Origin of the sequence: Marinobacter sp. ES-1, from assembly GCF_000475255.1 — a bacterium.
GTDB classification, from domain to species: Bacteria; Pseudomonadota; Gammaproteobacteria; order Pseudomonadales; family Oleiphilaceae; genus Marinobacter; species Marinobacter vinifirmus.
In genome coordinates, this window is sequence record NZ_AXBV01000061.1 from 1 (window position 1) to 14075 (window position 14075).

Genomic DNA, 14075 nt, shown 5'->3' on the forward strand with positions numbered 1-14075 from the left:
GCGCTTCGCGATTCGTGAAGGTGGCCGTACCGTTGGTGCCGGCGTGGTATCCAAGATCATCGAGTAATATGCTCGATTGATCAGGAAAAAGGGGCTGAATCATTCAGCCCCTTTTTCCGTTTAAGTCGCAAAAGCGTACCTGGCGGTGTCGATTGCAGTGGCAGTTGACACGGTTGGGTATTATGCATACAATGCGGCTCCTTTTTTTGAAGGTCGGCTAACTAGTAGCTGCTACGAGTGGAGTTTGGTGCATCATGCAAAGCCAAAAAATTCGAATCCGGTTGAAGGCGTTTGATTATCGCCTGATCGACCAGTCCACGCAGGAGATCGTCGATACCGCTAAGCGGACCGGCGCTCAGGTGCGTGGTCCAATCCCTCTGCCGACGCGGAAGGAAAAGTACACGGTATTGATCTCTCCGCACGTCAACAAAGACGCGCGTGATCAGTATGAAATTCGTACGCACAAGCGTCTGCTCGACATTGTTGAGCCGACGGAAAAGACAGTGGATGCTCTGATGAAACTGGACCTGGCAGCAGGTGTAGACGTTCAGATCAGCCTCGGCTAATACCGCCCGGTATTAGTCTGTGTAACTGTCATAGGCCATAGAGGGTGCGAGCCCCGTACACTTAAGAGGTGAAACATGGCAATTGGTGTTGTCGGTCGTAAGGCCGGTATGACCCGTATTTTTACGGACGAAGGACAGGCCCTGCCTGTCACGGTAATTGAGGTTGAGCCCAACCGCATTACCCAACTCAAAACTCTCGAAAGCGACGGCTACCGTGCAGTACAGGTAACCGTAGGTTCTCGTCGTTCCTCCCGTGTAAACAAGGCGGCTGCTGGTCACTTCGCGAAAGCGGGTGTCGAGGCTGGTCGTGGCGTGTGGGAATTCCGTCTGGCTGACGGCGAAGGCGAAGAGCTGGCTGCGGGTGGCGAGCTCACTGTCTCTGTATTCGAAGACGGTCAGGTGGTTGATGCCATCGGTCAGTCCAAGGGTAAGGGTTTCCAGGGCGGCGTAAAGCGCTGGAACTTCTCTATGCAGGACGCTACTCACGGTAACTCTCTGTCCCACCGTGCTCCGGGTTCCATTGGTCAGAACCAGACTCCGGGCAAGGTATTCAAGGGCAAGAAAATGGCCGGTCAGCTGGGTAATGCGCAGGTTACTGTGCAAAACCTGAAGATTGTCCGTGTCGATGCCGAGCGCAACCTGCTGCTGGTAAGTGGTGCCGTACCTGGCGCAACTGGCGGCGATGTTGTCATCAAGCCTGCAGTTAAAGCCTGAGGAGCGGTGCGATGGAATTAACAATTACTGGTAGCGGCAAGGGAATCTCTGTTTCCGACGCTGCATTTGCCAAAGATTTTAATGAGGCTCTGGTTCACCAGGTGGTAACTGCCTACATGGCAGCTGGCCGTCAGGGTACCAAGGCTCAGAAAACACGTTCCGAAGTTAGTGGCGGCGGCAAGAAGCCGTGGCGCCAGAAGGGTACTGGCCGTGCACGTGCCGGCACCATCCGTAGCCCGATCTGGCGCTCCGGTGGTGTAACCTTCGCTGCCAAGCCTCGCGACTTCGAGCAGAAGGTTAACCGCAAGATGTACCGTGCGGCTATGTGTTCCATTCTCTCCGAGCTGGTTCGTCAGGAGCGTCTGGTTGTGGTAGACGACATCAATGTCGACTCCCCCAAGACCAAGGCCTTTACTGCCAAGCTGAAGGACCTGGGTGTTTCCAATGCCCTGATCCTGTCCGAGAACGTTGAGCAGAACCTGCACCTGGCTTCCCGCAACATTCCCCACGTGGATGTTCGCGACGTAGCGGGTCTGGATCCGGTCAGCCTGGTTGCCTTCGAGAAAGTCGTGGTGACTGTTCCCGCTCTGAAGAAGATCGAGGAGATGCTGGGATGAATCAGGAACGTATTTACAAGGTCCTGCTTGGGCCGCACGTATCAGAAAAAGCGTCTCTGGCGGCAGAGCGTGGTCAGGTGGTGTTTCGTGTAGCCCCTGATGCAACCAAGCCGGAGATCAAAAAAGCCGTTGAGCAGCTGTTCAACGTCACCGTCGAAGGTGTTCAGGTTCTGAACCGTAAGGGTAAGCTCAAGCGCACTATCCGCGGGTTCGGCAAGCGTAATGACATTCGTAAGGCTTACGTCAAGCTGGCAGAAGGTCAGGACATCGATTTTCTGGATGTGGAATAAGGTAAAGGGGTCGTAATATGCCGATCGTCAAAACCAAGCCAACATCTGCCGGACGCCGTCACGTTGTAAAACTTTACAACCCGGATCTGCACAAAGGACGTCCTTACGAGCCGTTGGTAGAAACTAAGAGTAAGTCTGGTGGCCGTAACAATGCTGGCCGCATTACTACTCGTCACATTGGTGGTGGTCATAAGCAACACTACCGTGTTATCGATTTCAAGCGGACCAAAGATGGTATCCCGGCGATCATTGAGCGCCTGGAATATGATCCTAACCGCTCTGCGCACATCGCACTGCTGAAGTACTCCGATGGCGAGCGTCGCTACATCATCGCTCCCAAGGGTATGAAAGCTGGCGATCCAGTGCGTTCCGGCGTCGACGCGCCGATCAAGGTGGGCTCCACTCTGCCGCTCCGGAACATTCCGGTCGGTTCTGTGATCCACTGCGTCGAACTGAAGCCTGGCAAAGGTGCCCAGCTGGCTCGCTCCGCGGGCGCATCCGTACAGCTGGTAGCTCGGGAAGGGGCATATGCCACTATCCGCCTGCGTTCAGGTGAAATGCGTAAGGTGCTTGTAGATTGCCGTGCAACGCTGGGTGAAGTATCCAACAGCGAGCACAGCCTCAAGCAGCTTGGTAAAGCGGGTGCATCACGTTGGCGCGGTAAACGTCCAACAGTACGTGGTGTTGCTATGAACCCAGTTGACCACCCGCATGGTGGTGGTGAAGGGCGTACCTCTGGCGGACGTCACCCGGTTACTCCGTGGGGTGTTCCGACCAAAGGGCATAAGACTCGTAAGAACAAGCGTACTGACAAGATGATAGTACGTCGTCGTTCAGCCAAGTAAACGACTACATAGAGGTAATTGCTGTGCCACGTTCTTTAAAGAAAGGTCCTTTTATAGACCTGCATCTGTTGAAGAAGGTCGAGGCAGCTCTGGAAGGAAATGACAAGCGGCCCATTAAAACCTGGTCCCGCCGGTCAACAGTTTTTCCGGAGATGGTAGGCCTGACCATTGCAGTCCACAACGGCAAGCAGCACGTGCCGGTTTATGTCACCGAAGATATGGTCGGTCATAAACTGGGTGAGTTCGCGGCAACGCGTACTTATCGTGGCCATGCGGCCGACAAGAAAGCTAAACGCTGATTGTGAGGTAATAGAAATGGAAGTAGCAGCCAAGTATAAGGGCGCTCGCCTCTCAGCTCAGAAAGCACGTCTTGTCGCCGACCAGGTACGCGGCAAGGCTGTTGAGGACGCCCTGAACATTCTGACTTTCAGCCCGAAGAAGGCAGCGGTAGTAATCAAGAAGGCTCTTGAGTCTGCCATTGCCAACGCTGAGCATAACGAAGGTCTGGACGTAGATGATCTGAGGGTTTCCACCGTTATGGTGGATGAGGGCCCAACGCTCAAGCGAATCAAAGCTCGAGCCAAGGGGCGCGCTGATCGTATTTTCAAGCGCACCTGTCATATCACCGTCAAGGTCGCCGACAAGTAGGAGATGCTCAGATGGGTCATAAAGTAAATCCAACCGGCATTCGCCTGGGTGTGATCAAAGAGCACAACTCAGTGTGGTATGCCGACAAGAAGGACTACGCGAAGAATCTGCTGAATGATATTCAGGTTCGCGAGTTCCTCGACAAGCGTCTGGTTAAGGCGTCTGTCAGCAAGATCGTGATCGAGCGCCCTGCTCAGAACGCCCGGATCACGATCCATACCGCCCGCCCCGGTATTGTTATCGGTAAGAAGGGTGAAGATGTTGATCGTCTGCGTCGCGAAGTTAGCGACATGATGGGTGTGCCCGTGCACATCAACATCGAAGAAGTCCGCAAACCGGACCTGGATGCCCGCCTGGTAGCGCAAAACGTTGCCGGCCAGCTGGAGCGTCGTGTGATGTTCCGTCGCGCTATGAAGCGTGCGGTACAGAACGCCATGCGCCAGGGTGCCAAGGGTATCAAGATTCAGGTTGGTGGTCGTCTTGGGGGTGCTGAGATCGCACGTTCCGAGTGGTATCGCGAAGGTCGTGTACCTCTGCACACACTGCGTGCAGATATTGATTATGCAACCTACGAAGCGAAGACCACTTACGGCATTATCGGCGTAAAGGTATGGATCTTCAAAGGTGAGATTCTTGGTGGTATGGAGCAGGTCCGTGCTGACAAGAAAGCCTCTGGGAAGAAAGGTTCTAAGTAAAGGGGCACTCTTATGCTGCAACCAAAACGCACCAAATTCCGCAAGGTAATGAAAGGCCGTAACACCGGTCTTGCTCACCGCGCCAATAAGGTGAGCTTCGGTGAATACGGATTGAAGGCGACTAGCCGTGGGCGTATAACTGCGCGCCAGATTGAGGCAGCGCGTCGTACCATGACTCGCCGCATCAAGCGGGGCGGTAAGATCTGGATCCGGGTATTCCCGGACAAGCCGATCACCGGTAAGCCGCTTGAAGTACGTATGGGTAAAGGTAAAGGTTCTGTCGAGTATTGGGTGGCTGAGATTCAGCCAGGCCGTATGCTTTACGAGATGGAAGGCGTAGCGGAAGAAATCGCCCGCGAAGCTTTCACTCTGGCTGCTGCCAAACTGCCGGTACAGACCACCTTTGTTAAGAGGACGGTGATGTGATGAAAGCAACAGAGCTGCGTGAAAAGTCAGTCGAGGAGCTGAACAAAGAGCTGATCGACCTCCTGAAGGAGCAGTTCAACCTGCGCATGCGCAAGGCGACAGGTCAGCTGAATCAGTCTCACCTTCTCGGCAAGGTGAAGCGCGATATCGCTCGCGTGAAAACAGTATTGAATGAAAAGGCAGGACAGTGACATGACCGAAGCTACCCAAACTGCCAGAACTCTGAGCGGCAAGGTCGTGAGCAACAAGATGGACAAGTCCATCGTGGTCCTGGTTGAGCGTCAGGTGAAACACCCTCTGTACGGTAAGTACATGAAGCGTTCAACCAAGATCCATGCACACGATGAAAGCAATCAGTGCAACATTGGTGACACCGTTACCATCCAGGAAACCCGTCCGGTCTCCAAGACCAAGACCTGGGCCCTGGTGGAAGTCACCGAACGCGCTGCCAAGGTGTAATTCGCCCGGAGAACAACCATGATTCAGACTCAAACAATGCTTGAAGTCGCGGATAACAGTGGTGCACGTCAGGTTATGTGCATCAAGGTCCTGGGCGGATCTCACCGGCGTTATGCAACCGTTGGGGATATCATCAAGGTAACCGTTAAGGAAGCCATCCCCCGCGGCAAGGTGAAAAAAGGCCAGGTCCTGAAGGCTGTTGTAGTACGTACCCGTAAGGGTGTGCGTCGTCCGGACGGTTCTCTGATCCGTTTTGACGGTAACGCGGCGGTACTTCTGAACAATCAGGACGCTCCCATTGGTACCCGTATCTTCGGACCGGTTACCCGTGAACTGCGTAACGAGAAGTTCATGAAGATTATCTCACTGGCACCCGAAGTACTTTAAAGGACCAGAGGCCGGTTATGAAAAAGATCAAACGAGATGACGAAGTAATCGTCACCACGGGGAAAGACAAAGGCAAACGTGGTAAAGTCCTGAAGGTTCAGGACGACGGTCGCGTGATTGTTTCTGGCATCAACATGATGAAGAAGCACACAAAACCGAACCCGATGCTCGGCACCCCGGGTGGTATCGTCGAGAAAGAAGCGCCTATCCAGGCTTCCAACGTGGCTATTTTTAATCCGCAGACCGGCAAAGCCGATCGTGTTGGCTTCCAGATCAAGGAAGACGGCAGCAAAGTGCGGATCTTCAAGTCCACGAACGAAGCTGTCGATAACCAGTAAGCGGTGGTGGTTACGATGCTTAACATGAAAGAGCAGTACACTAAGGAAGTGGTACCCGCCCTGCAGAAAGAGTTCGGTTACAAGAACATTATGCAGGTGCCGCGTATCGAGAAAATCACCCTGAACATGGGTGTTGGCGAAGCGGTTGGTGACAAAAAGCTGATTGAGAATGCCGTGGCGGATCTTGAGCGCCTGGCAGGCCAGAAAGCGGTTGTCACCAAGGCACGCAAATCCGTAGCGGGTTTCAAAATTCGTGAAGGTTGGCCGATTGGCTGTAAAGTGACCCTGCGCGGTGAGCGCATGTGGGATTTCTTTGATCGTCTGGTGCACATTGCGGTTCCCCGCATTCGTGACTTCCGCGGTCTGAACCCGAAATCCTTCGATGGTCGCGGTAACTACAGCATGGGTGTTCGTGAGCAGATCATCTTCCCTGAGATCGAGTACGACAAAGTCGACAAGATCCGCGGGCTGGATATCACCATCACCACCACTGCCGGTACCGACGACGAAGGTCGCGAACTGTTGAAAGCCTTTGGCTTTCCGTTCAAGAAATAAGGAACGAGTGACATGGCGAAGGTTTCAATGAAGAACCGCGAGCAAAAGCGCGAGCAACTGGTAGCGAAATACGCTGCCAAGCGCGCTGAGCTCAAGGCGATTATCAAAAACCCGAATACCAGCGACGATGACCGTTGGGATGCACAAATGAAGCTCCAGCAGCTTCCGCGTGATTCATCTCCTTCGCGTCTTCGGAATCGTTGCCAGGTGACTGGTCGTCCCCACGGCGTTCTGCGCAAGTTCGAGCTTTCACGGATTAAACTCCGTGAATACGGCATGCGCGGTGACGTTCCGGGCCTGACCAAGGCAAGCTGGTAAGATAGGCAACCTGACTTCGGTCAGGTGCCTGTTGGTAAGCGGTGCGGCACGCCGCTGCACAACTAAAAAGATCAGGAGCCTCATACTAATGAGTATGCAAGACACGCTTGCGGATATGTTTACCCGTATCCGTAATGCCCAGATGGCGTCAAAAGCTGACGTAACGATGCCATCTTCCAAAATGAAGGTCTCCGTAGCCCAGGTCCTGAAGGACGAAGGTTACGTTGAGGATTTCTCTGTTTCAGCTGACGCGAAGCCCGAGCTGACCATTACTCTGAAATATTTCGGCGGCAAGCCGGTTATTGAAGAGATCAAGCGGGTTAGCCGTCCGAGTCTGCGCCAGTACAAAGGCGCCGGGAAACTGCCGAAAGTATCCGGTGGTCTGGGAGTCGCGATTGTCTCAACGTCCAAGGGCGTTATGACAGACCGCGCCGCACGAGCTGCAGGCGTGGGTGGCGAAGTCATCTGCACCGTATTCTAGGAGATACACATGTCCAGGGTTGCCAATAATCCTGTCGTGCTGCCTTCCGGTGTTGAGGTCAAGCTGAACGGACAGGAAATTAACGTGAAGGGCTCCAAGGGAGCACTTCAATTCACCATTCACCAAGCGGTAGAAGTAAAGCAGGAAGAGGGTACTCTTCGCTTTGCTGCACGCGATGGTGCCAAACAGTCCCGCGCTCTTGCTGGTACTACTCGTGCGCTGGTTAACAACATGGTTGCCGGCGTATCCACAGGCTGGGAGCGCAAGCTGCAGCTGACGGGCGTAGGTTACCGTGCGCAGGCGCAAGGTAAGAAGCTTAACCTGACCCTGGGTTTTTCCCATCCGGTCGAGTATGAGCTGCCCGAGGGTGTTACCGCTGAAACTCCGTCCAATACGGAAGTTGTAATTCGCGGTATCGACAAGCAACAGGTTGGCCAGGTCGCTGCTGAAATTCGCGCGTTCCGTCCGCCCGAGCCTTATAAGGGCAAGGGTGTTCGTTATGCGGATGAGCAGGTCAGACGCAAAGAAGCCAAGAAGAAATAAGGCGGGACTATGAGCGCGAATATCGAAAGACTGCGTCGCGCACGTAAAGTGCGCATGAAGATTCGTGAGCTGGGTACTGACCGTCTGTGCGTTCACCGCACTCCGCGTCATATGTACGCCCAGGTTACAACTGCAGATGGCAGCAAAGTGCTGGCCACTGCCTCCACGTTGGATAAGGAACTGCGCCAGGGTGCAACCGGTAACGTGGACGCTGCCAAGAAGGTCGGTCAGCTGATTGCTGAGCGTGCCAAGGCAGCAGGCATTGAGAAGGTCGCTTTTGACCGCTCAGGTTACCGTTATCACGGTCGCGTCCAGGCTCTGGCCGACGCAGCCCGTGAAGCTGGCTTGCAATTCTAAGAGGTGGAGAAGATGAGCGTTAACGAACAGAAGGCGCCTGAGCTCCAGGAAAGGCTGGTTCAGGTAAACCGCGTCGCCAAGGTTGTTAAAGGCGGCCGGATTTTTGCCTTCACCGCACTGACTGTAGTGGGTGATGGTAAAGGACGCGTTGGTTTCGGTCGTGGTAAGGCCCGGGAAGTTCCGGTAGCCATCCAGAAGGCGATGGAAGCTGCTCGCAAGAACATGGTAGATGTGGCGCTTGACGGCAACACTCTGCAGTACCCGGTTCGCGCCCAGCACGGCGGTTCCAAGGTGTACATGCAGCCGGCATCTGAAGGTACCGGTGTTATCGCCGGTGGTGCGATGCGTGCGGTACTGGAAGTGGCAGGCGTTCAGAACGTTCTGTCCAAGTGCTACGGCTCTACCAACCCGGTGAACGTGGTACGTTCCACCATCAAGGGTCTGCAGGCCATGAAGGCGCCTGAAGATATTGCAGCCAAGCGCGGTAAATCCGTCGAAGATATTCTGGGTTGAAGTCATGGCGAACGCAAAAACGATCAAAGTAACTCTGACCCGCAGCCCGATCGGCTGTCAGCCCAAGCACAAGCTGTGTGTAAAGGGTCTGGGTCTTCGTAAAATCGGTCACACCGTTGAAGTGGAAGATACTCCTTCCATTCGCGGCATGATCAACCGGGTTAACTACCTGGTTCAGGTTGAGGAGAACTAAGATGCGTCTGAACGAACTTGCTCCGGAACCTGGTTCACGTCCTAGCGCCAAGCGCGTTGGTCGTGGTATCGGTAGCGGTCTGGGTAAAACCGGCGGTCGCGGTCACAAAGGTCTGAAATCCCGTTCCGGTGGCTCTGTAGCCCCTGGTTTCGAGGGTGGTCAGCAGCCTCTGGCCCGTCGTCTGCCGAAGTTTGGTTTCACCTCCCGCCAGCAGCGTTACGTTGCTGAGATTCGCCTGAACGAACTGGCGAAGGTAGAAGGCGATGTAGTCGACCTGGCTGCACTGAAAAAGGCTGACATCATTCGTGAAGAAATTCGCGAAGCCAAGGTTATGCTGTCTGGCGAGCTGGACCGCGCAGTAACCGTTAAAGGGCTACGTGTCACCAAAGGCGCACGCGAGGCAATCATTGCCGCGGGTGGGAAAGTCGAAGACTAAGACGAGTCGAGGACTAAATGGCCAAGACAGCATCATTGCCTGCGGGCGCCGGAAAAGGATTTGCAGAGCTGCGTTCGCGGCTCTGGTTTGTCTTCCTGGCGTTGTTGGTGTACCGGATCGGTGCCCACATCCCGGTTCCAGGCATCAACCCGGACCGGTTGGCGGCACTGTTTGACCAGAATCAGGGTACTATCCTGAGTCTGTTCAACATGTTTTCCGGTGGTGCGCTTGAGCGCATGAGTATCTTCGCACTCGGTATCATGCCGTACATTTCTGCTTCTATTATCATGCAGCTCATGACTGCGGTTAGCCCGCAGCTTGAGCAGCTGAAGAAAGAAGGCGAAGCTGGTCGTCGCAAGATCAGTCAGTACACCCGGTATGGTACGGTTATCCTGGCCCTGGTTCAGGGCTTTGGTATTTCTGTGGGGCTGGCCTCTCAGGGCGTTACCTTTAACGACAGCTTCAGCTTCCACTTTGTGGCGGTTGTTTCCTTCGTGTGTGGTGCCGTCTTCATGATGTGGCTTGGCGAGCAGATCACCGAGCGTGGTATCGGTAACGGTATTTCCCTGCTGATTTTTGCAGGGATTGTTGCCGGTCTCCCGGGGGCTATTGGTCAGACCCTGGAGCAGGCCCGTAACGGTGAAATGAGCCTATTGGTAGTGCTCGGTATTGGTGTCCTGGCAATCGCGGTTGTCGGCTTCGTGGTCTTCATGGAGCGGGGCCAGCGCCGGCTTACCATCAACTATGCCAAGCGGCAGCAAGGGCGCCGGGTATTTGCCCAGCAGTCCAGCCACCTGCCGCTGAAGGTGAACATGGCCGGTGTTATTCCGCCGATCTTTGCCTCTTCCATCCTGCTGTTCCCGGCTTCGCTCGGTCAGTGGTTTGGCCAGGGTGAAGGCATGGAATGGCTGAGCGATGTGTCCCAGGCATTGGCGCCGAGCCAGCCTTTGTATATCATTCTGTTCGCAGCAGCAGTAGTCTTCTTCTGCTTCTTCTACACAGCGCTGATGTACAACCCCAAAGAAGTTGCGGATAACCTCAAGCGTTCCGGCGCGTTTATCCCGGGTATTCGTCCGGGAGAACAGACCTCCAAGTACATCGATGGTGTGCTTACCCGTCTGACGTTGTTCGGGGCTATGTATATTGCAGCAGTATCCCTGTTCCCTCAGTTCCTGATGGTTGCGGGTAACGTGCCTTTCTATCTTGGTGGTACGTCTCTGCTGATTGTTGTAGTCGTGGTGATGGATTTCATGGCGCAGGTTCAGTCGCACCTGATGTCCCATCAGTATGAATCACTGATGAAGAAATCCAATCTCAAGGGCTATGGTCGGAACGGCTGATTAAGCCGTTCCCCTTGAAAACTGGAGTCGACAATGAAAGTACGCGCTTCGGTAAAGAAAATTTGCCGTAACTGCAAAGTAATTCGACGCAATGGCTCAGTACGAGTCATCTGCTCGGAGCCTCGCCACAAGCAGCGCCAGGGCTGATTCTTCGGAATCGCACTGACATTGCAGAAGGGGTTCGGAATAGTGGCGCTTGACTCGACCACGGGTCAGGCGCTATTATTTCGCGCCCTTTTTGTGGCGGAAAATTCACACAGCAAAGCTTTGAACGCGGAGTAATTTGGATGGCACGTATAGCCGGTGTCAATATACCCGATCACAAACATGCTGTTATCTCGCTGACCTACATCTTTGGTGTTGGCAAGACAACAGCCCAGAAGCTTTGCGATGCAACCGGCGTTAAGCCGGACGCCAAGGTCAAAGACCTGAGCGACGAGCAGCTTGAAGCACTTCGTACTGAAGTGGGCAAGTTTACCGTCGAAGGCGATCTGCGTCGTGAAGTACAGATGAACATTAAGCGTTTGAAGGATCTCGGTTGCTTCCGTGGTCTGCGCCATCGTCACGGCCTTCCGGTCCGTGGTCAGCGCACCAAGACCAACGCCCGCACCCGTAAAGGTCCTCGCAAACCTATTCGTAAGTAACAGGTAGGCAAACATGGCAAAGCCAGGTACACGTACCCGTAAAAAGGTGAAAAAGACGGTTGTTGATGGCGTCGCGCACATTCACGCGTCCTTCAACAACACCATCGTGACCATTTCGGACCGTCAGGGCAACGTCCTGTCCTGGGCCACCTCAGGTGGTTCCGGTTTCCGCGGCTCACGTAAGAGTACACCTTTTGCTGCGCAGGTAGCAGCTGAAAGAGCCGGTAATGCGGCTGCTGAATACGGCCTTAAAAACCTGGACGTAGAGGTTAAGGGTCCTGGGCCCGGACGTGAATCCGCTGTACGCGCGCTTAACGGCTGCGGGTACAAGATCACCAACATCACTGATGTGACGCCGATTCCCCACAACGGCTGTCGTCCGCCCAAGAAGCGCCGCGTCTAACACAGGAGACAGTGAAATATGGCTCGTTATATAGGCCCGAAGTGCAAGCTGTCTCGTCGTGAAGGGACAGATCTTTTTCTGAAGAGCGGCGTACGCGCGCTCGATTCCAAGTGCAACATCGAGACTCCGCCGGGTATGCACGGCGCGCGTCGCGGTCGTCTGTCCGAATACGGCTTGCAGCTTCGCGAGAAGCAAAAAGTTCGTCGTATCTACGGTGTGCTTGAGAAGCAGTTCCGTAGCTACTACAAAGAGGCTGCCCGTCGGAAGGGCGCAACCGGTGAAAACCTGCTGCAACTTCTGGAAGGCCGTCTGGATAACGTTGTATATCGCATGGGCTTTGGTTCTACCCGTGCGGAAGCTCGTCAGCTCGTCTCTCACAAGGCGATCCTGGTGAATGATAAGTCGGTGAACATTCCGTCTTACCAGGTTAAGCCGGGTGACGTTGTGAGTGTGCGCGAAAAGTCCAAGAACCAGTTGCGTGTTAAAGGCGCTCTGGAACTCTCTGGTAGCCGCGCACCGGTAAGCTGGGTAGAGGTTGACGCCAACAAGATGTCCGGCGTTTACAAGTCAGTACCTGAGCGTACTGAACTGCCGGCCGACATCAACGAGAACCTCATCGTCGAGCTTTACTCCAAGTAAAGCCCAGTTAGCAACGATAGCAGATAGGGGCGTCTATGCAGCGTTCAGTACATGAGTTATTGACACCTCGTACCATTGACGTGAAAGAATCCAGCGCCACGCGCGCCAAGGTGACCCTGGAGCCGCTTGAACGCGGTTTCGGTCACACCCTGGGTAGCGCGCTGCGTCGTATTCTTCTGTCTTCAATGCCGGGCTGCGCCGTGACTGAAGCACAGATCGACGGTGTCCTGCACGAGTACAGTGCCATTGAAGGTGTCCAGGAAGACGTCATCGAGATTCTACTGAATCTCAAGGGCGTCGCCGTAAAGATGCACGGCCGTGACGATGCTGAGCTTACGCTCAGCAAGAAAGGCCCGGGCGTAGTGACTGCCGGCGATATCAAGCTGGACCACGATGTGGAAATCGCTAACCCGGAGCACGTGATCTGTCACCTGAGCGAGAACGGCGAAGTGAACATGCGTTTGCGTGTTGCACGTGGCCGCGGCTATGAGCCGGCTGATCAGCGTGGTCTGGACGAGGACGAAACTCGTGCCATCGGACGCTTGCAGCTTGATGCTACGTTCAGCCCGGTTCGTCGTGTGGCTTATGCCGTCGAGAGCGCTCGGGTTGAGCAGCGTACAGACCTGGACAAGCTGGTTATTGACCTGGAGACCAACGGTACTATCGATCCGGAAGAAGCAATTCGCCGGGCGGCTACCATTCTCCAGCAGCAACTGGCGGTGTTCGTAGATTTCGATCATGAGAAAGAGCCAGAGCGCGTAGAAGAAGAGGAAGAAATTGATCCGATTCTGCTGCGTCCGGTTGATGATCTGGAATTGACTGTGCGTTCAGCTAACTGCTTGAAGGCTGAAAACATTTACTATATCGGCGATCTTATCCAGCGCACCGAAGTGGAGCTGCTGAAGACGCCTAACCTTGGCAAAAAGTCGCTTACCGAGATCAAGGACGTTCTTGCGTCCCGTGGTTTGTCTCTGGGTATGCGTCTTGATAACTGGCCGCCGGCAAGCCTTCGTGGTGATGACCGGGTTCTGGGCGGTTGATCGCCGATTAGTTTAAGGTAAGGAATCAGAGCAATGCGTCATCGTAAGAGTGGTCGTAAGTTCAACAGGACCAGTGCGCATCGCAAGGCCATGTTCCGTAACATGACTGCGTCACTGGTTGAGCACGAGCTGATCAAAACGACGCTCCCGAAAGCTAAAGAGCTGCGTCGGGTAGCTGAGCCGTTGATCACGCTCGCAAAGAATGATTCGGTAGCAAATCGTCGTCTGGCGTTCTCACGCCTGCGTAGCGATGCTGCGGTAGCCAAGCTGTTTGATGAGCTGGGCCCCCGTTACAGCGAGCGTCCGGGTGGTTACCTTCGTATCCTGAAGTGCGGTTTCCGTGCTGGCGACAATGCCCCTATGGCATTCGTAGAGCTGGTCGGTCGTCCTCTGGACATCGAAGCTGAAGAGATGGACGACGACGCGGAGTAAAATCTTCGTTGTAGTCCTTAAAGAACCGGATTCCGAAAGGGGTCCGGTTTTTTTGTGCCTGGAGTTTGGCTTGGGTCTGCAGCCTGCGGGGTTCGGGGCTGGCCAGGGGGTGGGGGTAAAGTTTCTTTGGAAAAACAACTCGCTTCGCTCAGACATCTTTTTCCGGCAGAAACTTTGTAAGCGTCCGCCCATCACA

General features: G+C 54.6%; 28 protein-coding genes and 1 pseudogene. All 29 read left to right on the forward strand.

Translation table 11 applies throughout. From position 1 onward, the window contains the following. A pseudogene (locus Q668_RS16905) lies at window positions 1–67 on the forward strand (elongation factor Tu); the annotation flags it as partial. 187 nt (window positions 68–254) lie between these two features. Further along, complete coding sequence (gene rpsJ, locus Q668_RS11620) at window positions 255–566, forward strand: 30S ribosomal protein S10 (protein WP_004580743.1); 312 nt, start codon at window positions 255–257, stop codon at window positions 564–566. Between the two features lie 75 nt (window positions 567–641). Continuing rightward, window positions 642–1280 carry a 50S ribosomal protein L3 gene (gene rplC, locus Q668_RS11625; protein ID WP_022989781.1) on the forward strand — a complete coding sequence of 213 codons (639 nt, stop codon included), beginning with the start codon at window positions 642–644 and terminating at the stop codon, window positions 1278–1280. An 11-nt stretch (window positions 1281–1291) separates the two neighbouring features. Beyond that, window positions 1292–1897: a 50S ribosomal protein L4 gene (rplD, locus tag Q668_RS11630; protein ID WP_022989782.1), complete on the forward strand. Its 606-nt coding sequence runs from the start codon at window positions 1292–1294 to the stop codon at window positions 1895–1897. Beyond that, a complete protein-coding gene (gene rplW, locus Q668_RS11635; RefSeq protein WP_008174862.1) occupies window positions 1894–2187 on the forward strand; it encodes a 50S ribosomal protein L23 in 294 nt (97 codons plus the stop codon). The genes rplD and rplW overlap by 4 nt, the downstream gene beginning before the upstream one ends. Window positions 2188–2204: 17 nt before the next feature. Then, window positions 2205–3032 (forward strand): 50S ribosomal protein L2, encoded by an 828-nt coding sequence (gene rplB / locus Q668_RS11640; RefSeq protein ID WP_022989783.1) that lies wholly within the window; start codon window positions 2205–2207, stop codon window positions 3030–3032. A gap of 23 nt (window positions 3033–3055) precedes the next feature. Further along, on the forward strand, window positions 3056–3331 hold the full coding sequence (gene rpsS / locus Q668_RS11645) for a 30S ribosomal protein S19 (RefSeq protein ID WP_036219840.1): 276 nt from the start codon (window positions 3056–3058) through the stop codon (window positions 3329–3331). A 16-nt stretch (window positions 3332–3347) separates the two neighbouring features. Next, window positions 3348–3680, forward strand: coding sequence for a 50S ribosomal protein L22 (gene rplV, locus Q668_RS11650; protein WP_008940674.1), 333 nt, complete (start codon window positions 3348–3350; stop codon window positions 3678–3680). Window positions 3681–3691: 11 nt separating this feature from the next. After that, the gene (gene rpsC, locus Q668_RS11655) at window positions 3692–4375 is read left to right on the forward strand and encodes a 30S ribosomal protein S3 (RefSeq protein WP_022989785.1); all 684 of its coding nucleotides are present in this window, start codon (window positions 3692–3694) and stop codon (window positions 4373–4375) included. 12 nt (window positions 4376–4387) lie between these two features. Then, window positions 4388–4801, forward strand: a complete 414-nt coding sequence (gene rplP, locus Q668_RS11660) for a 50S ribosomal protein L16 (RefSeq protein ID WP_022989786.1) — start codon at window positions 4388–4390, stop codon at window positions 4799–4801. Beyond that, entirely contained in the window at window positions 4801–4992 is a 192-nt protein-coding gene (gene rpmC, locus Q668_RS11665) for a 50S ribosomal protein L29 (protein WP_008174877.1), read from the forward strand. Before rplP ends, rpmC begins: the two co-directional genes overlap by 1 nt. Before the next feature lies 1 nt (window position 4993). Next, window positions 4994–5260 carry a 30S ribosomal protein S17 gene (gene rpsQ / locus Q668_RS11670; RefSeq protein ID WP_022989787.1) on the forward strand — a complete coding sequence of 89 codons (267 nt, stop codon included), beginning with the start codon at window positions 4994–4996 and terminating at the stop codon, window positions 5258–5260. Between the two features lie 18 nt (window positions 5261–5278). Next, a complete protein-coding gene (gene rplN, locus Q668_RS11675) occupies window positions 5279–5647 on the forward strand; it encodes a 50S ribosomal protein L14 (RefSeq protein WP_011784252.1) in 369 nt (122 codons plus the stop codon). 17 nt (window positions 5648–5664) lie between these two features. Next, on the forward strand, window positions 5665–5985 hold the full coding sequence (rplX, locus tag Q668_RS11680) for a 50S ribosomal protein L24 (protein WP_022989788.1): 321 nt from the start codon (window positions 5665–5667) through the stop codon (window positions 5983–5985). 15 nt (window positions 5986–6000) lie between these two features. Further along, window positions 6001–6540 carry a 50S ribosomal protein L5 gene (rplE, locus tag Q668_RS11685; protein ID WP_022989789.1) on the forward strand — a complete coding sequence of 180 codons (540 nt, stop codon included), beginning with the start codon at window positions 6001–6003 and terminating at the stop codon, window positions 6538–6540. Window positions 6541–6552: 12 nt separating this feature from the next. Continuing rightward, on the forward strand, window positions 6553–6858 hold the full coding sequence (gene rpsN / locus Q668_RS11690; RefSeq protein ID WP_022989790.1) for a 30S ribosomal protein S14: 306 nt from the start codon (window positions 6553–6555) through the stop codon (window positions 6856–6858). Between the two features lie 88 nt (window positions 6859–6946). Then, complete coding sequence (gene rpsH, locus Q668_RS11695) at window positions 6947–7339, forward strand: 30S ribosomal protein S8 (protein ID WP_022989791.1); 393 nt, start codon at window positions 6947–6949, stop codon at window positions 7337–7339. Window positions 7340–7348: 9 nt separating this feature from the next. Then, the gene (gene rplF / locus Q668_RS11700) at window positions 7349–7882 is read left to right on the forward strand and encodes a 50S ribosomal protein L6 (RefSeq protein WP_022989792.1); all 534 of its coding nucleotides are present in this window, start codon (window positions 7349–7351) and stop codon (window positions 7880–7882) included. A 9-nt stretch (window positions 7883–7891) separates the two neighbouring features. Then, window positions 7892–8239, forward strand: coding sequence for a 50S ribosomal protein L18 (gene rplR / locus Q668_RS11705; protein WP_022989793.1), 348 nt, complete (start codon window positions 7892–7894; stop codon window positions 8237–8239). 12 nt (window positions 8240–8251) lie between these two features. After that, window positions 8252–8752 (forward strand): 30S ribosomal protein S5, encoded by a 501-nt coding sequence (gene rpsE / locus Q668_RS11710; RefSeq protein ID WP_022989794.1) that lies wholly within the window; start codon window positions 8252–8254, stop codon window positions 8750–8752. A 4-nt stretch (window positions 8753–8756) separates the two neighbouring features. Then, a complete protein-coding gene (gene rpmD, locus Q668_RS11715; protein ID WP_007153997.1) occupies window positions 8757–8945 on the forward strand; it encodes a 50S ribosomal protein L30 in 189 nt (62 codons plus the stop codon). A 1-nt stretch (window position 8946) separates the two neighbouring features. Beyond that, window positions 8947–9381, forward strand: a complete 435-nt coding sequence (gene rplO, locus Q668_RS11720) for a 50S ribosomal protein L15 (protein ID WP_022989795.1) — start codon at window positions 8947–8949, stop codon at window positions 9379–9381. Window positions 9382–9398: 17 nt separating this feature from the next. Then, complete coding sequence (gene secY, locus Q668_RS11725; protein ID WP_036219842.1) at window positions 9399–10721, forward strand: preprotein translocase subunit SecY; 1323 nt, start codon at window positions 9399–9401, stop codon at window positions 10719–10721. Between the two features lie 33 nt (window positions 10722–10754). Further along, window positions 10755–10868, forward strand: coding sequence for a 50S ribosomal protein L36 (rpmJ, locus tag Q668_RS16910; RefSeq protein ID WP_008174902.1), 114 nt, complete (start codon window positions 10755–10757; stop codon window positions 10866–10868). Between the two features lie 140 nt (window positions 10869–11008). Continuing rightward, window positions 11009–11365 carry a 30S ribosomal protein S13 gene (gene rpsM / locus Q668_RS11730; protein ID WP_022989797.1) on the forward strand — a complete coding sequence of 119 codons (357 nt, stop codon included), beginning with the start codon at window positions 11009–11011 and terminating at the stop codon, window positions 11363–11365. A 13-nt stretch (window positions 11366–11378) separates the two neighbouring features. Then, complete coding sequence (gene rpsK, locus Q668_RS11735) at window positions 11379–11768, forward strand: 30S ribosomal protein S11 (RefSeq protein WP_004580767.1); 390 nt, start codon at window positions 11379–11381, stop codon at window positions 11766–11768. Window positions 11769–11786: 18 nt separating this feature from the next. Beyond that, entirely contained in the window at window positions 11787–12407 is a 621-nt protein-coding gene (rpsD, locus tag Q668_RS11740; RefSeq protein WP_022989798.1) for a 30S ribosomal protein S4, read from the forward strand. Window positions 12408–12442: 35 nt separating this feature from the next. Beyond that, a complete protein-coding gene (locus Q668_RS11745; RefSeq protein WP_022989799.1) occupies window positions 12443–13447 on the forward strand; it encodes a DNA-directed RNA polymerase subunit alpha in 1005 nt (334 codons plus the stop codon). Window positions 13448–13480: 33 nt separating this feature from the next. Then, window positions 13481–13879, forward strand: coding sequence for a 50S ribosomal protein L17 (gene rplQ / locus Q668_RS11750; protein WP_022989800.1), 399 nt, complete (start codon window positions 13481–13483; stop codon window positions 13877–13879). The last annotated feature ends 196 nt before the right edge of the window (window positions 13880–14075 follow it).